Below are 16,839 nucleotides of genomic sequence, written 5' to 3' on the forward strand. Positions count from 1 at the left end.
TTTCAATCCACTCGCCGAACTACTTGATCAGGCGCAGCGTGAACGGGTAGCGATACGTCACGCCCTCGTTGGCCTTGATCGCGGCGATGATGGTGAACACCAGCCAGGCGATGCCGATGATGAACCACAGCGGGATCGCGATGACCAGGCCGATGCCGAACGTCATCACCGAGAGCAGGAACAGCACCACGAACGCGATGGCCACCGTGATGTTGAAGTTCAGCGCCTCCTTGCCCTGGTCGTTGACGAACGGCATGGTGTCCTTCTTGATGAGCCAGATCACCAGCGGGCCGATGAAGCAGCCCCAGCCGCCGCCCAGCGCACCGGTGAGGATCGCACCGAGCAGCGCGGACAGATGCGCAAACATCGCCCACTGTCTTTCCTCGGCAGGCGGAACGCCCGGCGCCGGATCGGTCGGCGCGGGCGGGATGACGGATTCGGGTGGAACGCTCATGCGCATCTCCTTCGACGTCGAAGCTCACCGGCCGCTTGCCGGTCGTGCCGATGCTAGCAAGGCTTGCGCCGCTTTGCCGCAAGAACCTGCCAACACGCCCAACCCCGCCGGAGGCGCGGCTACTCGCCAGCGACGGTCATGCGATCGAGCAGGATCGAGCCGGTGAGGACCGGCGAGCGCGGATCGACATCGTCGCCAACCGCCACGATGCCGGCGAACATGTCGCGCAGGTTGGCGGCGATGGTGATGCCTTCCACCGGATGCACGATGCGGCCGTGCTCCACCCAGAAACCGGCGGCCCCACGCGAATAATCGCCAGTGACGATCGATACGCCCTGGCCCATCACCTCGGTGACCAGCAGACCGGTGCCCAGGCGCCGCAGCATGCCGGCGAAATCGGACGCCTCGCCATCGGCCGCGCCCGCGGCCACCACCAGATTGTGCACGCCGCCGGCGTTGCCGGTGGATTCCATGCCGAGCTTGCGCGCCGAATAGCTGCCCAGCATGTAGCGCGCCAGCACGCCGCCTTCGATCAGGGCGCTGTCGCGCGTGGCCACGCCCTCGGCATCGAAATTGGCCGAGCCCTGGCCGCGCTGAAGATGCGGCCGCTCGTCGATATTCAACCATGCAGGCATCACCGCTTGGCCCACATGGTCGAGCAGGAAGCTGGCCCGCCGATACAGCGAGCCACCGCTGACCGCCCCGAGCAGATGCCCGATCACGCCGCGCGCAAGCTCCGGCGCGAACAGCACCGGGCATTGCCGGGTGGACAGGCCGCGCGCCCCAAGCCGCGCCAGCGTGCGCTCGGCGGCCTTGTCGCCGAGCGCCTTCGCGCTGATGAAATCGCCCGCCGCGCGCACGCTGTCGTACCAGTAATCGCGCTGCATGCCATCCTCGTCGCCGGCGATCAGCGCCAGCGACAACGCGTGGCGGGTGCCGCGCTCGCGGCCCACGAAACCGTGCGAGTTCGCGTACACGGACAGACCCTGCCCGGCCTGCACGGAGGCGCCATCGGAGTTGCTGATGCCGGCATGTGCGCGCCCGGCATCCTCGATCGCGATGCCCAGCTCGATCGCCTGCGTGGTGTCGATGTCCCAGGGGTGCCACAGGTCCAGTTCCGGGAACGCGCTGGCCATGCGCGAGGCATCGGCCAGTCCGGCGGCGGGATCGGCCTCGGTGTAGCGCGCAATCGCGCAGGCCTGGTCCAGCGTCGCCTGGATCGAGTCGGGATGGAGGTCGGCCGTGCTCGCCGAGCCCTTGCGCTGGCCAAAATACACCGTGAGCCCGAAGCCGCGATCGCGGGTGTGCTCGACCGTTTCCACCTCGCCGAGGCGCACATTCACGCTGAGCCCGGTGTCGATGGTGGCGGCCACTTCGGCCTGGCTGGCGCCGGCGATCCGCGCGCGGCGGATCACGTCCTCGGCCAACTCGGCGAGTCGATCCAGTTCGGATGTACTGCTATCGCGGCTGACGACGACTTCACTCACGTTGGTCTTTCCTGGGCAAGGGGCGGGTAGAATAGGCGGCTCGCAATCGCCAGAGCGTTCACATGGGGGCGCGGCGGGAGAATGAAAGGAGCCATGAGCCTTCCCTCGCCACCTGCCCCGGGCATCTATCGCCACTACAAGGGCCGGCGTTATCGCGTGCTGGGTACCGCGCGGCACAGCGAGACGCTGGAGTCGATGGTGGTCTATCAGGCACTCTACGGCGAACATGGCCTGTGGGTGCGGCCGGCCGCCATGTTCACCGAAACCATTGATCTGCACGGTACGCCGACGGCACGCTTTGCGCTGGAGCAGGCCGAAGCCGACCCCGCCGGCAACGCCGCCGACGATCCACCCGCCCCTGCCGGAATGAACCCGTGAGCCCCAGCCGCAGCCGCAACCAGACCGAACTCGACGAACAGGACTACGGCCCCAGCCGCACCCAGCAGCGACGCGAGGCGCTCGCCGTGCTGACGCTCGCCGGCCAACTGGTCGAGCTGCCCGCCAGCCGGCTGGCCAAGCTCGACCTCCCCGACGACGTGCGCCGCGAGATCGAGATCACCCGTCGCATCACCGCACACGGCGCCAGGAAGCGCCAGATGGCGTTCCTGGCCAAGGTCATGCGCCGCTTCGGCGAGGAGGATTTCGCCGCCGTGCGCGCCGAGCTCGGCGAGAACCGCGAGAAGCAGCGCCAGGACACCGCTGCGATGCATCGTCTGGAAGCGATCCGCGACCGGCTGGTCGACGGTGACGACGCGGCACTGGCCGAAGTGATCGCCGAACACCCGCAGGTCGATCGCCAGCACCTGCGCTCACTGGTGCGCCAGGCGCGGCTGGAGCGGGAGACGCCGAACAAGCCGCCCCGCGCCTTTCGCGAAATCTTCCAGTTGCTGAAGGAACTGACCGCCGGCAATTCCGACGCTTCCTGAGCGCGCCGACGCACGTCCGCGTCGTCCGCTGCAGCAGCTCGCGAACTGCCCTGCATCGCCCGTCGCAAGGACGCGCGGAGTCGGCCCCTGCCAATTGACGGCCATGCGCCGGCTGGCATAGGCTGGCAATCTTTTCCCACCGCCTCGCGAGTCGCCAACCATGAGCCTGGAACTGCACATCACCCTCAGCGACGCTGACCTGAAGCTGTTCGTCGACAGCATCACCGAGGCGCGAAAGCAGGTGGACACCGTGGATGCCATCAGCATCGTCGGCGCCGCGCGCAAGCTGCTCGAGGAAACCAATCGCGCGGAACTGCCCGACTTCGTCGCCAATCGCCTGAAGCACCTGGACACCATGATCAGCATGATCGAGGACGCCGGTTTCGCCCTGCCCGAGGAGGATCGCAACAACGTGCTGGCCGCGCTTGCGTACTTCTCCAGCCAGGATGACGTCCTCCCCGACAATGTTCCCGTACTGGGCTTCCTCGACGACGCCATCATGATCGAGCTGTGCATGCGCGAGCTGCAGTACGAAATCGAGGCCTACGACGACTTCCGCCTCTGGCGCGACAATGAGGCCACCCGCCGCGGCGAAAGTAAGGCCGGCCTGATGCTGAACCGCGTGGAATGGGCCGAGGTTCGCCGCCAGGAGGCCATCGAACGCATGCACCGCCGCCGCCGCGAAGCCTATGCCGGCGGCAGCTGGACGCCGGTACTGTTCAAGGTGCGCTGAGGCGGCATCGGCCTCACCCGCGAAGGGCGCTGCGGCGCCCTTCGTCGTTTCCGCCAACGACAAAGGCCGGCAGTTTCCTGCCGGCCTTTGTCTTGCATCTGGCGCCCGAAGTTGGACTCGAACCAACGACCCCCTGATTAACAGTCAAGTGCTCTAACCAGCTGAGCTATTCGGGCGGGAGCTGCGTAGTTTGTCGACGCGGCGGCGTACTGTCAAGCCGCCGGCCGCATGATCCGCCGCCGATTCAGTGGGTGATCACGCGATAGCAAGGCACGTAGGCCGAACCGCCCGGCAACTTCATGCGGTGCTGCTGCACGAAGGCCTGCAGCAGCTGGTCCAGCGCGCGCATGATGTCGACATCGCCATCGATGGCGAACGGCCCGTTGCGCTCGATCGCCTGCACGCCCTCTTCCTTCACGTTGCCGGCGACGATGCCGGAGAACGCCCGCCGCAAGTCGGCGGCAAGCTCGTGACGCGGGCGGCCGTGGCGGATCTGCAGCGCACCCATCGCCTCGTGCGTGGGCCGGAACGGTTGCTGGAATTCCACGGGAATCTGCAACGCCCAGTTGAAGAAGAACGCGTCCTTGGTGTCGAGCCGGTTGTGGCGCACTTTCTCCAGCCCCGTGACCATCGTGCGCGCCACTGCCTGCGGATCGTCGACGATGATCTGGTAATGCCGTGCCACCTCGTCGCCGAGGGTCAGCCGCAGGAAGCGGTCGATCTGTTCGAAATAGGCGGCCGAATGGCGCGGCCCGGTGAAGATCAGCGGGAACGGCGTGCTGGCGTTGTCCGGGTGCAGCAGGATGCCGAGCAGGTAGAGGATCTCCTCCGCCGTGCCGACGCCGCCGGGGAACACGATGATGCCGTGGCCCAGGCGCACGAACGCCTCCAGCCGCTTCTCGATGTCCGGCATGATCACCAGGTGGTTGACGATCGGGTTCGGCGACTCGGCCGCGATGATGCCCGGCTCGGTGATGCCGATGTAGCGGTTGTGCCGGCGCCGCTGCTTGGCGTGCGAGATGGTGGCGCCCTTCATCGGCCCCTTCATCGCGCCCGGGCCGCAGCCCGTGCAGATGTCCAGCCCGCGCAGGCCGAGCTGGTAGCCGACGAGCTTGGAGTAGTCGTATTCCTCACGCGAGATCGAGTGGCCGCCCCAGCACACCACCAGGTTCGGGTCGACCTGCGGCTTCAGGATGCGGGCGTTGCGCAGGATCTCGAACACACCCTGGGTCAGGCCCGCGGAAAGATCCAGGTCGAAGCCGACCTGTTCGAGCTGGGTCGACACGTAGACGATGTCGCGCACCACCGCGACCAGCAGCTCGTTGATGCCGCGGATGATCTCGCCATCGACGAACGCTTGTGCCGGTGCGTTCGAGAGCTCGATCTTCATGCCGCGGTCCTGCTGCAGCACCTGGATGTCGAAATCGGGGTATTGCTCCAGCATCGCGCGCGGATCGTCGCTGAAGTTGCCGGAAGTCAGCACCGCCAGCGCGCAGCGCCGCAGCAGCGCGTGCAGCCCCGAACCGCTGGCGCCACGCAGTCGCGCCACCTCGTGCCGCGAGAGCACGTCGAGCCCGCCGATCGGCGTGATGCGGGCGCTCACCGTGCCCGCTTTGCCGGCACGGCCGGCCTGGGAATCATTCATCCACCACTCTCCTGCCGCTGACGACGTGACTGCCTCATGCAGTGTCGTGGCGGGTTGCCAAGCATCCGCTGCGCGAATCATCGGGTCAAGACAGCACGACGCCGATGCGCTCTCCGTCGGGCGAAAAAAAACCGGCACCCTGGGGTGCCGGTTCGTTTCGGGACGATGCAGCGATCAGAACGTGTAACGCAACGTCAGCATGGCCGACCAGCGCGACACCACGCGTGTCGGGTTGGAACCGGCGTCGTAGCGGATCAGCTGCTGCGGCTGATAATTGCCGTTCTGGTCGGTGGGCAGATAGTAGATGTACTGGCCTTGCGCATTCACGCCGTCGTAGCCGGCCAGCGTGCGCGTGTTGAACTGGCCGTTGACGGTCTGGCCCCAGTCGCTGTCGAGCAGGTTGAGGAAGTTGTAGACGTCCAGACGCACGACGCCCTTGTTGCCCTTGAAGATGCCGGGCACTTCCTGCGAGAAGCTCATGTCGAGCTGATTCACCCAGCCGTAGTGATCGGTGTTGCGACCGGCAATCTGGCCCCGGTGACGGCTGAGGTACTTGTTGCCGGCGATGTAGTCCTGGAACTGCTGGATCAGTTCGGGCGACGCGCTGCCGTAGCTGACCTTCGCGTCGTTCACCGTCGGGATGTAGATCGGGTCCTGGTAGGTGATGCCGTCGCCGTTGGAGTCGCCGGAGAAGATCCAGCTGTACGGCAGGCCGCTGTGGCCGTTGTAGAACGCCGACACGCTGGTCTTGTAGTTGCCGAAGAACGCATGCTGCCAGGTCAGCGACGCCTTGAGCGCCTTGGGAATGTTGCGGTCGGCAGTGGCGGCCACTTCGTCGTTGACGTTTTCGCGCACCACGTACTTGTAGCCGGAGAACGCCTGCGAGCTGTTGCCCGGGTTGACCTCGGTGGCATGGCTGAAGGTGAGGCTCACGTTGCCGAACCAGCTCTCCGAGAAGGGCTTGGCCAGGGCCAGGGTCAGGCTGTCGGACTTGCCCTTGCCGGTGTTGGTGAGCAGCGTGGACTGCTGGTCGAACGCCCGGTCGCGATTGGCGGCGGCATCCTTGCTGCTGCCGCGCTCGCCCGGGGTCTTCCAGTACTGGTTGCGGCCGTCAGGCATCGTGCCGGTCGGCGCACCGATGTTGATGGCCTTGTAGAAGATCGCGTTGTCGGCCTGGATGTGCTGCAACTCCACCGAGCTGATCAGACCCCACCACGGCAGTTCGGCATCGAATGCCAGGGTGGTCTTCCACACGCTGGGCAGCTTGAAGTCGGGATCGATCGTGTCGACGACGCCCGCCGGCTGGACTTGCGTGCCGGTCGGAATGTTCTGGTGGTACGGGTCCGGGCTGAACGGCGCATCCGCCGGATCGAACGACGAATAGCTGGCCACGGTGAGGCCGTTGTTCTGGTACGGATTGGTCATCCATACCGTGGGCGGGGTGGTCTGGAACAGGCCGATGCCGCCGCGCAACTGCATCATGCGCTCGGTGTTGAAGGCGTAGTTGAACGCGAAGCGCGGCTCGACCACCTTGTTCTTGCTGCCCAGGCTGCTGTTGTTCGGGTAACCGAACGACTGCTGGAAGGCGGCGTTGTAGAACGGTGCATGGTCGGACTGCGGGATGTTCACGCGCAGGCCGTAGGTCACCGACAGGTTGTTGTTGACCTGCCAGCTGTCCTGGATGAACGGGCTGTACTGGCTGTACACCCACTGTGCCGCCACGTCGTTGAGGGTATAGCCCGGCGCGGGCTGGTACAGGAAGTACGAGTCGTAGTCGCGATTCGCGAAATTGGTCAGCCCGTAGAACGTGTAATTGCCGTGCTGGGTGCGGCCGAACAGGTTGTAGATCTGGTCGCGCTGGAAGTCGATGCCGCCCTTGATGGTGTGGTCGCCAAGAAAGTAGGTGCCGGCGATGAAGGCCGACCACTTCTTGGTGCTGATGGCATTCTCGTGGCGGTACTGATCCTCGCCGAGGTTGACCGACGGCCCCTTGTTGTCGTTGCTCAGGTAGACCTTCACCTGCGGCTGGTTGATCGCGTTGCCGGCCAACTGCTCGAACGTCTGGTAGCTGATCTTGGCTTCGGTCGAGAAGTTCTCGCTCCAGTCATCGTAGAACTGCAGCGCGGCGTTCTTGGTCAGGCTGTCCTTGCTGTACCAGTAGCTGTCCAGGCCCACTTCCTTGGAGCTGTTGCCCTGCACGATGGGCTGGTTCTCCTTGGTGTACTGGTAGGTGAAGCTGGCACGATGGTCGTTGCTGATGTTCCAGTCGATCTTGCCGAGGTAGCGCTTGTCGGTCAGGCCGACCGCACCGCCGCCCAGGCTGCCCGGCTGCAGGCCAAGCGCCTTGGCGGTATCGATCACCTGCTGCAGGTCGCTGGGCGAGATCTTGTTGGAGGTGGACGCGCCGGTCAGCGACGGGTCCAGGCCGTTGGACGAGTCCGCGCCGATGCCGGTGGTCTTTTCCTGCTCGGCCGAGAAGAAGAAGAACAGCTTGTCCTTGATGATCGGGCCGCCCACGGTGACGCCGCCGGTCCAGTCGCGCTGGTAGCCGGTGTAGTCGTAACCGCGGTCGCCGTTGTCCAGCCAGCCGGCGTTGCCGACCATCTTGTTGGCATTGCGATAGGCGTAATACACCGAGCCGTGAAACTCGTTGGTGCCTGACTTGGTGACCGCATTGATGTCGGCACCGACCGTGTCGGAGGTGACGTCGAAATTGGCGGTGGAGATGTTGTACTCGCCGATCGTGTCGACCGAGATCGGCGAACCCTGGTACGGCAGGCCATTGGCGTTGAGGCCGTAGGGGTCGCCCTGGGAAATGCCGTCGACGCTGATGTTGTTGAAGCGGTTCGGCAGGCCGGCCATCGAGATCGAACCGTCACCCTGGTCGGTCACGTTGATGCGCGGGTCGAGGCGCGCGATGTCGTCGATCGAACGGTTGCCCTGCGGCGTCGTCTCCAGCTCGCGCTGCGAGACGTTCATCGACAGGCCCTTGTTGTCCGCCGAGAAAATCTGGCTGAGCGCCGAGGTGGTGACCGTGACCGCGCTGAGGTCCTTGGCCTGAACCCCGGATGTGCTCATCTGCACGTTGATCGAGGAGACCTGGCCCAGTTGCAGGTAGACGTTGTTCTTTTCCGCCTGCCCCATGCCCGTCTTGGACACGGTGATGTCGAACGGGCCGCCCACGCGCAGGCCCTGCGCGGTGTAGCGGCCGTCGGCGTCGGTGGTGACCGTCTTGGTGGTGCCTGACGGCTCATGCACGATCTGCACGGTGGCTCCGGCCACCGGCTGGCCGCTGGCGTCGACGATTCGTCCCGTCGCGCCGGAGGAGGTCACGTTCTGGGCGGCGGCCGGCGCGCCCGCAAGCAACGCAGCAATCGCAAACGGCAGCAATTTGGTGCGAATTCGGCTGTTCATGTCTTGTTCGTCCCTCGAGTCAACGACAAAAGAAAAGTATGTACGGAATCAAACATGCCGCGACCCGGGATGGCCCAGGCATGGTGGCGAAGCGTTTGATGGTCCTGCTTGGCTCCCGGCAGCGGTCCGCGCGGGACCGATGCGGGCGGCTGGCAGCTGTCTCCCTCTGCCAACCAATTGTTAAAAGAATTTTAACGGCATTGTATGACACTTTCATGCCAGTGGCACGTCACCCCGGCGACGGCCAACCGCCCCCGCGGGGCATGGTTTTCAGGGCATCGAACGCAGGAACGAGGCCACGCCGGACATGAACATCTGTACCGACAAGGCGATCAGCAGCATGCCCATCACGCGCTCCAGCGCGGTCAGCACGCTCTCGCCCAGCCAGCGGAACAGGTAGGTCGAGCTGAGCAGGATGATCGCCGTGGCCAGCCACGCCAGCAGCAGCGCGAGCACCCAATCCGCGGTGCGCCCGGGCTGGGTGTTGGTGAGCAGCAGCAGCGCGGCCATCGCCGAGGGCCCGGCCACGCCGGGGATCGCCATGGGCACGATGAAGGGCTCGCCCTGCCCCGGCTTGCCGAAGATGCCGCTGCCGTCGGCCGGCGGGAACACCATGCGGATGCCGATCAGGAACAGCACGATGCCGCCGGCGACGCTGATCGAGTCGGGCTTGAGCTGCATCAGGTGCAGGAACTGCTGGCCGCCGAACAGGAACACCAGCAGCACGCCGAGCGCGATCAGCAGCTCGCGCACCATCACCCGGCGCCGGCGCCGCGGCGGCACGTCCTTGAGCAGGCTGAGGAAGATCGGAATGTTGCCCAGCGGGTCCATGATCAGGAACAACATGATGCCCGCCGACAACGTGGTCATTTGCGCTTCCATTTCGACTCCCTGCAGTCAGGTTTGCGACGTGCCCCGATCGTGGATGCGCGGCGGGAGCCTGCCCGCGAGCTCTACGAGCGAAGGTCCAGCACCGCGCCGCGTGCCGCCCGCGCCTGCGGGCCGAGCAGATAGATGGCCGCATCGGCAGTGGCGTCCGGCGTGGGCTGCTGCATGATGTCGTCGCCGAAATAGGCCAGCCGGCGCAACGCCGTGCGCATCGGCGCGGGCAGCAGCGCGTGCACGCGCAGCGAAGTCTCGTCGGTTTCCTCGTGCAGGATCGCCGCCAACCGCTCCAGCGCGGCCTTGGACACGCCGTAACCGCCCCAGTGTGCACGTCGCAGCAGGTCGGGGCTGTCCAGCACGAATACCACGGCGCTGTCGGCGGCCCCGGTCAGCAGTGGCATGCAAGCCTGGGTCAGGGCGAACGGCGCGTTGACGTTGACGTGCATCGCGCGCAGCCAGTCGTCCGGCCGCTGCATGGAAATCGGCGTGAGCCCGGCGAAACTGGCCGCGCAATGCACGATGCCGTCGAGACGGCCGAGGTCGCGCTGCAAGCCCTCGGCCAGTGCGGCGTACTCGCGCGGCGTGGCCACTTCCATGTCCAGCGGATGGATCACCGGCTCGGCCAGGCCCTCCTCGCGCATCGCGTCGTAAAGCTTCTCCAGCTGCCGCTTGCGCTTGCCGGTGATGACCACGGTGGCGCCGGCCAGCGTGGCCGCGCGCACCACCGCGCTGCCGAGCCCGCCATAGGCGCCGGTGACCAGGATCACGCGACCGGCGAGGCTGCCGGCCTCGGGCTGCCAATCGGCCGGCAGGCGCGCCACGGGCAAGCCGCTCAAGAGGCGGCCCCCGCCACGTCGCTGGCCATGCGCGCGAGTTCGCCGGAGGACATCAGCTCCTCGATGATGTCGCAGCCGCCGATCAACTCGCCGTTGATGAACAGTTGCGGGAAGGTCGGCCAGTTCGCGAAGTGCGGCAGCGCGGCGCGCACCTGCGGATCGGCCAGCACGTTGACTGCGTGGAATGTCGCTCCTGCCCGAGTCAGCGCCTGCGCCGCGCGACTTGAAAAACCGCACATGGGATATTGCGGCGTGCCTTTCATGAAAAGCACGATGGGATGCTCGGCCAGCATCGCCTTGATTGGCTCGTTGATGTCCATGGTGGTGTTTCATCTTTACAATGCAGGCAAGCCGCTATTGTATCAGCCGCCCGTCGGCCGCCACCTGTTGCGCCGACATTTTCTCCCTCAGCAACATCCCAAGGAGTCGCTCATGGCCATCGAACTTCCCCCGCTTCCGTACGAAAAGAATGCATTGGAGCCGCACGTCTCCGCCGAGACGCTCGAGTACCACTACGGCAAGCACCACCAGGCCTATGTGACCAACCTCAACAAGCAGATCGAAGGCACCGAGTTCGCCGACGCGAAACTCGAGGACATCATCCGCAAGTCCTCCGGCGGCATCTTCAACAACGCCGCGCAGACCTGGAACCACACCTTCTACTGGAACTCGATGAGCCCGAACGGTGGCGGCGAACCCACCGGCAAGCTCGCCGACGCGATCAACAAGGCGTTCGGCTCGGTGGCCAAGTTCAAGGAAGAGTTCAGCAAATCCGCCGCCGGCAACTTCGGCTCCGGCTGGACCTGGCTGGTGCAGCGCCCGGATGGCTCGCTCGGCATCGTGAACACGTCCAACGCCGGTACGCCGATCACCGGCAGCGACAAGCCGCTGCTCACCGCCGACGTGTGGGAGCACGCCTACTACATCGACTACCGCAACGCGCGCCCGAAGTATCTGGAGGCGTTCTGGAACCTGGTCAACTGGGATTTCGCGGCGAAGAACCTGGCCTGATCCCGCGGCTCACCGGAAAAAGGCGGCGCCAATGGCGCCGCCTTTTTCATGCCCGCTTTTGCACGAGCGCACCCTGTGCGCGATGGTTCCGGGTCACGTGACGAAAGGCTCGCGCACAGACGGGGGTGCGATCCTACCGGCCCGCCAGCGCACGCAACACGGGTGCCACCTGCGCCTCGCGCCCCAGCGCCTGCGCGATCTCGCGCAAGCGTGACGCCAGCGTGGCGGCATCGGGCGCGCACACGGTGGCATGACCGACCTTGCGCCCCTGCCGCGCCTGCTTGCCGTAGTCATGCCAGTGGGCATCCACGCCGCGCAGCACCGGCGCGGCATCGGGCAGCTCGCCGATCCAGTTGAACATGGCCGCCATGCCGCGCACGTTGGTGTCTCCCAGCGGCAGGCCGAGCACGGCGCGCACGTGGTTCTCGAACTGGCTGGCGTGCGCGCCCTCGATCGTCCAATGGCCGGAGTTGTGCACGCGCGGGGCCATTTCGTTGCCGAGCAATTCGCCGTCGCGCACGAACAGTTCCAGCGCGAACACGCCGACGTAGCCCAGGCGCTCGGCCAGGATGCGCGCGTGTTCGCTGGCGCGCTGCTGCAGCGGGCCGAGGTCCGGCGCCGGCGCGAGGCTCATCGACAACACGCCGTCGACGTGCCAGTTGCCGGTCAGCGGCCAGGTGCGGAACTCGCCGTCGCGCCCGCGCACGGCGATCACCGACAGCTCGCGCTCGAACGGCACGAAGGCTTCCAGGATCAGCCCCAGCGTGGCCGCCTGGGCACCCAGCGCCGCCCAGGCCGCATCCGCGTCGGCCGCCGTGGCCAGCCGGAACTGGCCCTTGCCGTCGTAACCCAGGCGACGCGTCTTGAGGATGGCCGGGGCGCCGACCGCGGCCAGCGCCTGATCCAGCTGCTCGCGGGTGTCGACCGCCATGAATTCGGTGGTGGGCAGGCCGCAGGCGCGGAACAGGTTTTTCTCGGCCAGCCGGTCCTGCGCCACCGCCAGCGCCTCGGGCGCCGGGTGCACGGCGACCCGTTCGGCCAGCCAGTGCGCGGTATCGGCCGGCACGTTCTCGAAATCGAAGGTGACCACGTCCACCCGACGGGCGAACGCCTCCAGCGCGGCGCGATCGTCCCAACCGGCCACCACCAGCGGCGCCACCTGGCCGGCGCACGCATCGGCGGAGCCATCCACGACCAGGCAGTTCGCGCCCAGCGGCGCGGCGGCCACGGCCAGCATGCGGGCGAGTTGCCCGCCGCCGAGGATGCCCACCACCGGCTGCTTGCGGTCGCTCATGCCCGCGGGTCCGGCTGGGCGAGCACGGCTCGCGTCTGGCGCGCGCGCCATTGATCCAGCGCATCGGCCAGCGCGTGGTCGTGCAGGGCCAGCACGGCGGCGGCCAGCAAGGCGGCATTGACCGCCCCGGCACGTCCGATCGCCAGCGTACCGACCGGAACCCCTGCCGGCATCTGCGCGATCGACAGCAGCGAGTCCATGCCGTTGAGTGCCTTCGACTGGACCGGCACGCCGAACACCGGCAGGCGGGTCTTGGCTGCCAGCATGCCCGGCAGGTGGGCGGCGCCACCGGCGCCGGCAACGACGACCTGGATACCCCGCCCGGCCGCTTGTTCGGCGTAGCTGAACAGCAGGTCCGGCGTACGGTGGGCCGAGACCACGCGAACCTCGTGTGCCACACCCAGCTCGGTCAGCACGTCGGCGGCGTGCTGCATGGTTTCCCAATCCGAATGCGAACCCATCACCACGCCCACGCGTGGTGTTTCTGTGGCTGCTGTCATGGCCGGAGTGTCCAAAAACCGTTATTGTACGGGCTTTCCCGGCCCGACACACCCGAACCCCGATGATGGACAAGCGCCTGCTCGACATCCTGTGCTGCCCCGTCAGCAAGACCCCGCTGCGATCGGTGACGCGCCCGCAACTGGAGGCGCTGAACGAGGCCATCGCCGCGGGCAAGGTCGACACGGTGGCCGGCGTGCCGGTGCGCGAGCGGGTGGCCGAGGCGCTGATCACCACCGACCGCAAGGTCATTTACCGCATCGAGGACGGCATTCCGGTGATGCTGCCGGAGGAAGGCATCGGCACCTTGCAACTGGCCGATTTCCCCACCGGCCAGGGCTAGCGCGTCGTGGCGGGCGGGAATGGGCATGACAGGCGTGCGCGAATTGGCTTATTGTCGGCCTCTGCGCAAGCCTGCAGGGTCCGGCCGTGCGTGCTACAGGTCAGGGGAACAGGGCGATGAACGAGGCCAATGAGCCAACCCGCGTAGTCAACTTGAATCAGCGCCTGGACCCGTCCAGCGAGCGCGTGGGCGAGTTGCTCAATGCCGTGCGCAGCATCGCCAACAAGCGCCTGCAGCAGTGGGTGGGCAATGCCTTCGAGCAGGTCGACGACGCCCTGTTCGACCTCGCCGAGAAGGCCGAGAACAACGCGGCGCAGATGCACTACTTCGACGGCATGCGCGAGGTGCGCAAGCGTCGCCCCGGCATCGAGCGCAACTTCCTCAACGCCATCGCGCGCAAGCTCGGCGATCTGGCGCACCCGGGCAAGGCCACCGCACCGGCGGGGCCATCCTCGCTCGGCACCGCCGAACTGACCCTCGTGGCCGAAAGCGACCTGGAAGAATCGCTGGCGATCACCAGCATGATCAGCAAGAACGACGCGCGCCTGGCGCGTGACCTGTTCGCGGTCAACCAGCGCCTGTCGGTGATCTGCGGCGGCTACAAGATCGAGGACACCAGCAACCCGGTGGCGCCGGCCACGCTGTCCCAGGCGTTCCGCGAAGCGCTGCAGGAACTCAGCGCAGACATGCGCGTCAAGCTGATCATCTACAAGCTGTTCGATCGCTACGTGCTGTCGCTGCTGGAGGAGCTGTACCAGGAGATCAACACGGAGCTGGTCCGCGCCGGCGTGTTGCCGCAGCTGCGCCACGGCCTGCTGCGCGGCGGTCAGGCCAAGGGTGGCAGCGGCACCCCGGCGGGAGCCGCGGCCACGGCGGCGGCTGCCATGGACGACGGCACCGAGATCTCCGACGACCTGCTGCATACCCTGCACGCGCTGTTCAGTGCACGCCGCGGCAACGCCGGCGGTGGCCGCATGGCCAGCGGGGGCGGCACGGCGGCGGCCGGGGGTTCGCTGCCGTCGGTCAACGAACTGCTCGGCGCACTCAGCGTGCTGCAGAGCCAGATCAGCAACAGCGGACCGGTCAACTACGACGAATCCGACGACGCCGGCGCGCTCAGCCGCGAAGTCCTGCAGCTGAAGACCCAGCTGCTGGCCCAGATCGGTGCCCTGCGCGGCGAACGACCCAGCCATGTGGCCAGCATGGACGAGGACACGATCGACCTGGTTGGCATGCTGTTCGAGTTCATCCTTGAGGACCGCAACCTGCCCGCAGCGATGCAGGTGATGCTGGCGCGGCTGCAGATTCCCTATCTCAAGGCGGCGATCCTCGACCGCAAGATGTTCTCGCACCGCCAGCACCCGGCACGCCGGTTGCTGGACAGCCTGGCCGAACAGGCCAAGAGCTGGTCGGAGGAGTCCGACCGCGACCATCGCCTGCACGAGAAGGTGAAGTCGATCGTCGACCAACTGCTGCACGATTTCGACGACGACATGGGCATCTTCGAGCGCCTGTTGACCGACCTGCAGCAGTTCCAGGACGTCAACAAGCGGCGCTCCGAGCTGGCCGAGCAGCGCGTGGCCGAATCCGCGCGTGGCCGCGAGAAGCTGGAACAGGCACGCCGCCGCGCCGCCCGCGAGATCCTCGAGCGCATCGGCAGCCAGAAGCTGCCGCCGCTGATCCACGGCGTGCTGGCGCGTGCCTGGGCCAACCACCTGGTGCTGACCCTGCTGCGCCAGGGCGAGGACTCGCCCGAGTTCAAGACCGCCTTGCGCTTCATCGACGAGTTCATCGCCAGCACCCGGCCGGCCAACGACACCACCAGCCGACAGGCCCTGCGGCAGATGCTGCCGGGTATCGAACGAGCGCTGCGCCAGGGCCTGGCCAACGTCGCTTTCCAGGAACAGGACGTCGAACGCCTGCTGGGCCAGCTGCACGCCTACTATCGCCAGCAGCTGGGCGAAACGACCGCGTCGGAAACGCCGGACGTCGCCGCCGCAGCCGAGGAGGACGTCGCGATGCTGGCGATCCCGGACAGCATCCAGCCGGTCATCGACCGCCAGACGGCACCCGCGGACATCCTGGAAGAAGAGGAAGAGCTGGCCGAGGTGCCGCCGGACAGCCCGGAGTGGTACCAGGTGCAGGCGCTGCAACCGGGCAACTGGCTGGAGTTCACGCTCGACGACGAGGCTCCGGCACGCGCCAAGCTGTCGTGGATCAGCCCGATGAGCGGCCGCTACCTGTTCGTCAACCGCCGCGGCCTGAAGGTCGCCGATTACGCCCCGCGCGAGCTGGCTGGCCTGTTTGCGGACGGCAAGGCGCGCGTGCTGGCAGCCAACGCACTGTTCGATCGCGCGATGACCGCGATCGTCGGCAAGCTCAGCCAGGCCGGCGACGACACGCCCGCCAGCGGCACCGCTCCCACGGACACCGAATGACCGCCACGCCCCGTTTCGCACCGCCCGCTGCCGCCCAGATCGCCGCTGATGTCGAACGCGCCCTGACCGAGGATCTCGGCCAGGGCGATGCCACCGCCGCCCTGCTCCCTGCCGATGCGCGGGCACAGGCCCGGCTTACCTGCCGCGACGCCGCCGTGATTGCCGGCAGCGCCTGGTTCGACGCCTGCTTCCGGCGGCTGGACCCTTCGGTGCAGATCGACTGGCGGGTAAGCGACGGCGACCAGGTCGCCCCCGGCACGCTGCTCTGCAGCCTGTCCGGACACGCCCGCTCGCTGGTTACCGCCGAGCGTACGGCACTCAACTTCCTGCAACTGCTCTCGGCCACCGCCACTACCACCGCTCGCCATGTCGCCGCGGTAGCCGGCACCGCCGTGCGCGTGCTCGACACCCGCAAGACCGTGCCCGGCCTGCGCGTCGCGCAGAAATATGCCGTGCGCTGCGGCGGCGGCCACAACCAGCGCATGGGCCTGTACGACGCGATCCTGGTCAAGGAGAACCACATCATCGCCGCCGGCGGCATCGCCGCGGCGGTGTCGGCTGCGCGCCGGCTGCACCCCGACCTGCCGCTGGAGGTGGAAGTGGAGAACCTCGACGAGCTCGAACAGGCCCTGCAAGCCGGCGTGGACCGCATCATGCTCGACAACTTCGAGCTGGAGCAGATGCGCGAGGCCGTGGCGCACACGGCCGGCCGCGTGCCGCTGGAGATTTCCGGCAACGTCGACCTGCAGACCATCGGCGACTTTGCCCGCACCGGCGTGGATTTCATCTCGGTCGGCGCACTGACCAAACACGTGCACGCGATCGACCTCTCGCTGCGCCTGCAATTGCTCTGACCCTGGCTTGCGCGGGCGCCG

The 16,839-nt window shown here is 66.9% G+C and carries 16 protein-coding genes and 1 tRNA gene; 7 read left to right on the forward strand and 10 right to left on the reverse strand.

Annotated features, from left to right (window positions below; all coding sequences use genetic code 11):
• Window positions 1-19: 19 nt before the first annotated feature.
• Window positions 20-454, reverse strand: a complete 435-nt coding sequence (locus tag ACFCQI_RS02235) for a DUF4870 domain-containing protein (RefSeq protein ID WP_395119753.1) — start codon at window positions 452-454, stop codon at window positions 20-22.
• A 119-nt stretch (window positions 455-573) separates the two neighbouring features.
• Window positions 574-1,941, reverse strand: a complete 1,368-nt coding sequence (gene pmbA / locus ACFCQI_RS02240) for a metalloprotease PmbA (RefSeq protein WP_395119754.1) — start codon at window positions 1,939-1,941, stop codon at window positions 574-576.
• 93 nt (window positions 1,942-2,034) lie between these two features.
• Between pmbA and ACFCQI_RS02245 the strand changes: the two genes are divergently transcribed.
• From ACFCQI_RS02245 to ACFCQI_RS02255, 3 genes are all read left to right on the forward strand, one after another.
• A complete protein-coding gene (locus ACFCQI_RS02245) occupies window positions 2,035-2,319 on the forward strand; it encodes a DUF1653 domain-containing protein (protein ID WP_395119755.1) in 285 nt (94 codons plus the stop codon).
• Window positions 2,316-2,867 (forward strand): ribosome biogenesis factor YjgA, encoded by a 552-nt coding sequence (gene yjgA / locus ACFCQI_RS02250; RefSeq protein WP_395119756.1) that lies wholly within the window; start codon window positions 2,316-2,318, stop codon window positions 2,865-2,867. The genes ACFCQI_RS02245 and yjgA overlap by 4 nt, the downstream gene beginning before the upstream one ends.
• A 160-nt stretch (window positions 2,868-3,027) precedes the next feature.
• A complete protein-coding gene (locus ACFCQI_RS02255; protein WP_395119757.1) occupies window positions 3,028-3,600 on the forward strand; it encodes a YkvA family protein in 573 nt (190 codons plus the stop codon).
• Between the two features lie 99 nt (window positions 3,601-3,699).
• Here ACFCQI_RS02255 and ACFCQI_RS02260 read toward each other — a convergent pair.
• The 6 genes from ACFCQI_RS02260 to grxD all read right to left on the reverse strand — a co-directional run bounded on the left by ACFCQI_RS02260 (window position 3,700) and on the right by grxD (window position 10,700).
• Window positions 3,700-3,776, reverse strand: a tRNA-Asn gene (locus tag ACFCQI_RS02260).
• A 68-nt stretch (window positions 3,777-3,844) separates the two neighbouring features.
• The gene (gene ppnN, locus ACFCQI_RS02265) at window positions 3,845-5,245 is read right to left on the reverse strand and encodes a nucleotide 5'-monophosphate nucleosidase PpnN (RefSeq protein WP_395119758.1); all 1,401 of its coding nucleotides are present in this window, start codon (window positions 5,243-5,245) and stop codon (window positions 3,845-3,847) included.
• A gap of 174 nt (window positions 5,246-5,419) precedes the next feature.
• On the reverse strand, window positions 5,420-8,659 hold the full coding sequence (locus ACFCQI_RS02270) for a carboxypeptidase regulatory-like domain-containing protein (RefSeq protein WP_395119759.1): 3,240 nt from the start codon (window positions 8,657-8,659) through the stop codon (window positions 5,420-5,422).
• Window positions 8,660-8,929: 270 nt separating this feature from the next.
• Complete coding sequence (locus ACFCQI_RS02275) at window positions 8,930-9,529, reverse strand: YhgN family NAAT transporter (protein WP_395119760.1); 600 nt, start codon at window positions 9,527-9,529, stop codon at window positions 8,930-8,932.
• Between the two features lie 83 nt (window positions 9,530-9,612).
• Entirely contained in the window at window positions 9,613-10,380 is a 768-nt protein-coding gene (locus tag ACFCQI_RS02280) for an SDR family NAD(P)-dependent oxidoreductase (protein ID WP_395119761.1), read from the reverse strand.
• The gene (gene grxD / locus ACFCQI_RS02285; protein ID WP_395119762.1) at window positions 10,377-10,700 is read right to left on the reverse strand and encodes a Grx4 family monothiol glutaredoxin; all 324 of its coding nucleotides are present in this window, start codon (window positions 10,698-10,700) and stop codon (window positions 10,377-10,379) included. The genes ACFCQI_RS02280 and grxD overlap by 4 nt, the downstream gene beginning before the upstream one ends.
• A 112-nt stretch (window positions 10,701-10,812) precedes the next feature.
• Here grxD and sodB point away from each other — a divergent pair, with 112 nt between their 5' ends.
• The gene (sodB, locus tag ACFCQI_RS02290; RefSeq protein WP_395119763.1) at window positions 10,813-11,391 is read left to right on the forward strand and encodes a superoxide dismutase [Fe]; all 579 of its coding nucleotides are present in this window, start codon (window positions 10,813-10,815) and stop codon (window positions 11,389-11,391) included.
• A 133-nt stretch (window positions 11,392-11,524) separates the two neighbouring features.
• Here sodB and ACFCQI_RS02295 read toward each other — a convergent pair whose 3' ends face one another.
• Window positions 11,525-12,685, reverse strand: coding sequence for a 5-(carboxyamino)imidazole ribonucleotide synthase (locus ACFCQI_RS02295; protein ID WP_395119764.1), 1,161 nt, complete (start codon window positions 12,683-12,685; stop codon window positions 11,525-11,527).
• Complete coding sequence (gene purE / locus ACFCQI_RS02300) at window positions 12,682-13,185, reverse strand: 5-(carboxyamino)imidazole ribonucleotide mutase (protein ID WP_395119765.1); 504 nt, start codon at window positions 13,183-13,185, stop codon at window positions 12,682-12,684. The genes ACFCQI_RS02295 and purE overlap by 4 nt, the downstream gene beginning before the upstream one ends.
• Window positions 13,186-13,250: 65 nt before the next feature.
• Here purE and ACFCQI_RS02305 point away from each other — a divergent pair, with 65 nt between their 5' ends.
• The 3 genes from ACFCQI_RS02305 to nadC all read left to right on the forward strand — a co-directional run bounded on the left by ACFCQI_RS02305 (window position 13,251) and on the right by nadC (window position 16,818).
• Window positions 13,251-13,526 carry a Trm112 family protein gene (locus ACFCQI_RS02305; RefSeq protein ID WP_395121223.1) on the forward strand — a complete coding sequence of 92 codons (276 nt, stop codon included), beginning with the start codon at window positions 13,251-13,253 and terminating at the stop codon, window positions 13,524-13,526.
• A gap of 116 nt (window positions 13,527-13,642) precedes the next feature.
• Entirely contained in the window at window positions 13,643-15,964 is a 2,322-nt protein-coding gene (locus ACFCQI_RS02310; protein ID WP_395119766.1) for a DUF1631 domain-containing protein, read from the forward strand.
• A complete protein-coding gene (gene nadC, locus ACFCQI_RS02315) occupies window positions 15,961-16,818 on the forward strand; it encodes a carboxylating nicotinate-nucleotide diphosphorylase (protein WP_395119767.1) in 858 nt (285 codons plus the stop codon). Before ACFCQI_RS02310 ends, nadC begins: the two co-directional genes overlap by 4 nt.
• The last annotated feature ends 21 nt before the right edge of the window (window positions 16,819-16,839 follow it).

The organism is Rhodanobacter sp. FW102-FHT14D06, assembly GCF_043950705.1.
Classification (GTDB): domain Bacteria; phylum Pseudomonadota; class Gammaproteobacteria; order Xanthomonadales; family Rhodanobacteraceae; genus Rhodanobacter.